Source organism: Anoxybacillus sp. LAT27 (genome assembly GCF_022030075.1).
Taxonomy (GTDB): Bacteria; Bacillota; Bacilli; order Bacillales; family Anoxybacillaceae; genus Anoxybacillus; species Anoxybacillus kestanbolensis.
Genome location: NZ_JAIWYK010000390.1, coordinates 1 through 225 on the forward strand (window position 1 = coordinate 1; position 225 = coordinate 225).

Sequence of the window (225 nt, forward strand, 5' to 3'; positions counted from 1 at the left end):
TTGGATGACGAACACAGCGTCGCCGCGGATACTTTCTTCAATGTTGATTTGAATTTCCCCGTCGCTGAAACGGGAAACGGAACATTTGCCGAGCTCGATTCCCATGACTTCCGCAATTTCCTTCGCCAACTTCATGTTCGAGTTCAGAGCGAACAATTTTAATTGATGCTGACAGTCAGACATGATAGACCTCCACTAAGATTTTTTCTTGCCTGGCAGGCGATC

General features: G+C 46.7%; 1 protein-coding gene. It reads right to left on the reverse strand.

Annotated elements, in window-relative coordinates; genetic code table 11:
- Positions 1–183 (reverse strand): ribose-phosphate pyrophosphokinase-like domain-containing protein (locus tag LD028_RS09905; protein WP_237811718.1); only part of this gene is annotated, 183 nt, incomplete at its 3' end.
- Positions 184–225: the final 42 nt, after the last annotated feature.